Genomic DNA, 3,976 nt, shown 5'->3' with positions numbered 1-3,976 from the left:
CGCACGTCGCAGGTCTCGCGTATTTCGGGCTGCTGTTCGGGCCAGTGGTGATCGGTGCAGTCGCGCAAGTGACCAATCTGTCGATTGGGCTTTCCGTGGTCGCCGTGTGTTGTGCGTTGATTGCGTTCGCGGGCCCGAAAGTACTGCGCCGCCTGAAAATCTAGCAACAACGCGCGGCATCAAAAGAAAAAGGCACGCGACCTGACGGTACGCGTGCCTTTTTTAATCATGCGTTCACGGGCAGCGCAAGCTGCCCGCGTACATGCGCTCTTACATCTTCACCACGTCGAGCAGCGTCTTCTTGCCCGACTTGTAGTTGTACAGCGAGATCACGCCGTGCTTCAGGTCGCCCTTCGAATCGAAGGTCGTCTGGCCGATCACACCCTTGTAGTCGGTGTTCGGCATTGCAGCCAGGATCTTCGCCGGATCGGTCGAGCCAGCGCGCTTCATCGCGTCGACGATGATGTACACCGCGTCATACGTGAACGGAGCATAGATCTGGATCGGCTGACCGAAACGCTTCAGATACTTCGCCTGGAACGCCGGGCCGCCTTCCATCTTCTCGAGTGCCATGCCGGCTTCCGAGCAGACGATGTTGTCGGTTGCGTCGCCAGCCAGATCCGATAGCTTATCCGTACACACGCCGTCGCCAGCCAGCACCTTCGCGCGCAGGCCGAGCTGCTTGGCTTGCTTGGCGAACGGGCCGCCGGTGGCGTCCATGCCGCCGTACATGATCGCGTCCGGGTTTTCGCCCTTGATCTTCGTCAGAATCGCGCGGAAGTCGACAGCCTTGTCGTTCGTCGCGTCATGCGACATCACGTTCAGGCCCAGCGACTTGGCGGTCTTTTCGAATTCGTTGGCAAGGCCCTGGCCGTATGCGGTCGAGTCGTCGACGATCGCGACGCTCTTCATCTTCATGGTCTTGGCTGCGTAGTTAGCCAGTGCCGGACCTTGTTGCGCATCGGTCGCCACGACACGGTACGTCGTCTTGAAACCTTGTTGCGTGTACGCCGGGTTCGTTGCCGACGGCGAAATCTGCACGATGCCAGCATCGCTATAGATCTTCGAAGCCGGAATCGAGGTGCCCGAGTTCAAGTGGCCGACCACGGCGACAACCTTGTCGTCGACCAGCTTTTGCGCGACTTGAGTTGCCGTGCGCGGGTCAGCTGCATCGTCTTGTGCGTCGAGTTGCAGCGTGATTTTCTGACCGCCGATCGTCAAGCCCTTGGCATTGATTTCTTCAACTGCGAGGCGCGCGCCGTTTTCGTTGTCTTTACCCAGGTGAGCGATACCACCGGTCAACGGTGCAACGTGGCCGATCTTGACGACCTCGTCCGCCACCGCGCCCGTTGCCAACGACGCAAACAACATGGCCGCAGCGCTGATCGGCAACAGCTTTTGAATCTTGATGTTCATGTAAGTCTCCAGTTTCGGTCCCAAAAACAACGTAATCGCCCTGTGCCCCCGCTTCCCTACACGTGTCGCTCAGTCCCGTGGACGACCACGCCGGTTGCATCGTTCATGCACTTGGCCAGCAGGTTCGCCAACCTGTTTTTGGCAGGCGGCTAACCGTACTTGCGCGCAAGTGTAGGCCATCAAATTAAATTGTGGGACTTTTTTGAGGAAGTGGGATGAACACCAATAGCGTTTATCCCACAGCGGCCGATTCCGGCTCGATAGAAAGGCTGGAAAACGCCATCCCATGCGGGTTTCCGCCAGGTAGGGGTTTCATCTGACAGCACCGGCCTAAAGCTTTTAGCGTGTTAAACCGTTAATGGTTCGAATAGGCTTTGGATTAAAAACAGGTGCGTCCCGGTTCGCTGCGAGGCGCGCCTGTGCCGCGCTGAATCAAGCTTTGATCGCGGCGATCCGAGCAGCCACTGCATGCCATTCCTGCTCGAGCTGTCCGACCAGTTCCGCCGCGCCGAGGCCTTCGCGACGCCCGCGGCCAAGCGGTGCGCCCTGGCCGGACCAAAGAGATAGATAGTCGCCGTTATTCGCGCGGCTCGCGGTTTGTCGCAGCTCCTGAGTCAACGCGTTTTGCACCGGATAAGGCGCGACCTTGTGCGGGGACTCGCTCAATTGCTGCATCAACGGATTGCGTATGCCGCGCGCATGACGGCCGGTGATCGCGCGTGTTACGGATGTCGATGTGTCGGACATCGAACGTACGCGGGTTTTCCATGCCTGGGGTATCGCGCTCTCGAGACAGGTGAGGAATGCGGTGCCCATCACGGCGGCTTGCGCGCCGAGCGCGAGCGCGGCGACGATGCCGCGCCCGTCCATGATGCCGCCGGCGGCCAGCACCGGCAGACCGGTCGCATCCACGAGTTGCGGCACGAGCGCCATGGTGCCGATCAGCGCCTCCTCGAATGCGCCGATGAAAGTGCCGCGATGCGCGCCGGCCTCCGCGCCTTGCGCGGCGATTGCGTCGGCGCCCGCATCGCGCCACGCAATACCCTCGGCGACATGCGTCGCGGTGCCTATTACATAGAGGCCGTTTGCATGCAGACGGGCGACGTCCTCGGCAGCGAGCAGTCCGAACGTGAAGCTCGCCACCGGCACGCGCAATTCGATCAGCGTTTCCAGTTGCGCGCGAAAATCCGGCGCGTAGCGTTCGAGCGGCTGGCCGGGTGGCAAACCGAGGTCCACGCGCAATGGATCGATTGCTTCGAGTGCACGGCGCACGGTGGCTTCGTCCGGCGCGGCGGGTTCGAGTACAAACAGGTTCACGCCGAAGGGGCGATTGGTCAGCGCGCGAATCGCCGCGACTTCACTCGCGATCTTTTCGGGCGATAGCGCGGCGGCTCCCAGAAAGCCGAGACCGCCGGCGTTCGACACCGCGGCGACCATCGCCGGCGTCGTCGCGCCGCCGGCCATCGGCGCCTGCACAACTGGCACCCGCAACTCGAAGCGCGCCGCGAACGGCGTCACAAAACTGCCTTCACTCATGATCGATTCTCCTTCCGACAATGCGCTCGCGGCATCGGCGAGCCAACACTCTCGACTGTATCGAGTCCGGCGCACGCGGAGAAATGAATAATCGAGAATGTTTCAATCCCCTTACGAGATCGGTGCTACGCGACGCGCTCCGCAGGCCTCGCCTGACCCGCTGCAAGCCGTTTCTTTTGGTGGCACACTGACCGCCCGCTTCAGGCATTCAGACCTCCGGCATTCATTCAGACCGACCCCGCGTATCAACTCACTCGTAAATGGAGAGCAACATGAGCACGACTTCCCGCTGGATCGACATTCCCGCCGGCAACGACAGCTTCGGCGGCTATCTGGCGCTGCCCAAAGGCGGCAAGGGACCGGCCGTCATCATCATTCAGGAAATCTTCGGCGTGAACAGCCATATCCGTTCGGTCGCGGATCAGTACGCGCAAGACGGCTACGTCGCGCTCGCACCGGACGTGTTCTGGCGCGTGCAGCCGCGCGTCGAATTGACGTATGACGGCGCGGATCGCGAAAAGGGCATCGAGTTGATGCAGAAGACCAACGTCGAGCAGGCGGTGGCCGATATCGGTGCTGCTGCCGCGGCGTTGCGCGCGTTGCCGGAAGTGACCGGCAAGGTTGCGGCGATCGGCTTCTGTTTCGGCGGCCGACTCGCCTATCTGGCCGCCGCGCAAGGCACGCTCGACGGCGCGGTTGCCTATTACGGCGGCGGCATTCAGAACCAGCTCGATGAGGCCGCGAAGATCAAGGTACCGATGCAATTCCACTACGGCGAACTCGACGCTCACATTCCGCTGTCGGCTGTCGGCCAGATTCAGGAACGCTTCGCCGGCCGCACCGATGCGGAATTCAACATCTATCCGAACGCCGATCACGGCTTCAACTGCTCGGACCGTGCGTCGTATAACCAGCACGCCTCGGCGCTCGCGCATGGCCGCACGCTGACCTTCCTGGGAGAACGGCTGTAATGGGTGGTTGCGATACGCGGTTGTGACCCGCGCTTGTAACCCGCGCTTGTAAC

The 3,976-nt window shown here is 61.5% G+C and carries 3 protein-coding genes and 1 pseudogene; 2 read left to right on the top strand and 2 right to left on the bottom strand.

Going from position 1 to position 3,976, the window contains the following annotated elements; translation table 11 throughout:
• Positions 1-164: pseudogene (locus tag QOC89_RS29875) on the top strand (MFS transporter); the annotation flags it as partial.
• A gap of 106 nt (positions 165-270) precedes the next feature.
• Here the strand turns inward: QOC89_RS29875 and QOC89_RS29870 are convergent.
• Entirely contained in the window at positions 271-1,416 is a 1,146-nt protein-coding gene (locus tag QOC89_RS29870) for a branched-chain amino acid ABC transporter substrate-binding protein (protein WP_323048334.1), read from the bottom strand.
• A 432-nt stretch (positions 1,417-1,848) separates the two neighbouring features.
• The gene (locus tag QOC89_RS29865; protein ID WP_323048333.1) at positions 1,849-2,952 is read right to left on the bottom strand and encodes a nitronate monooxygenase; all 1,104 of its coding nucleotides are present in this window, start codon (positions 2,950-2,952) and stop codon (positions 1,849-1,851) included.
• Positions 2,953-3,224: 272 nt separating this feature from the next.
• Between QOC89_RS29865 and QOC89_RS29860 the strand changes: the two genes are divergently transcribed.
• Positions 3,225-3,923, top strand: a complete 699-nt coding sequence (locus QOC89_RS29860) for a dienelactone hydrolase family protein (RefSeq protein ID WP_323048332.1) — start codon at positions 3,225-3,227, stop codon at positions 3,921-3,923.
• Positions 3,924-3,976 lie beyond the last annotated feature (53 nt).

This window comes from Paraburkholderia sp. (assembly GCF_034668105.1).
Taxonomy (GTDB): Bacteria; Pseudomonadota; Gammaproteobacteria; order Burkholderiales; family Burkholderiaceae; genus Paraburkholderia.
This window is presented reverse-complemented; position numbering and strand designations above follow the sequence as displayed.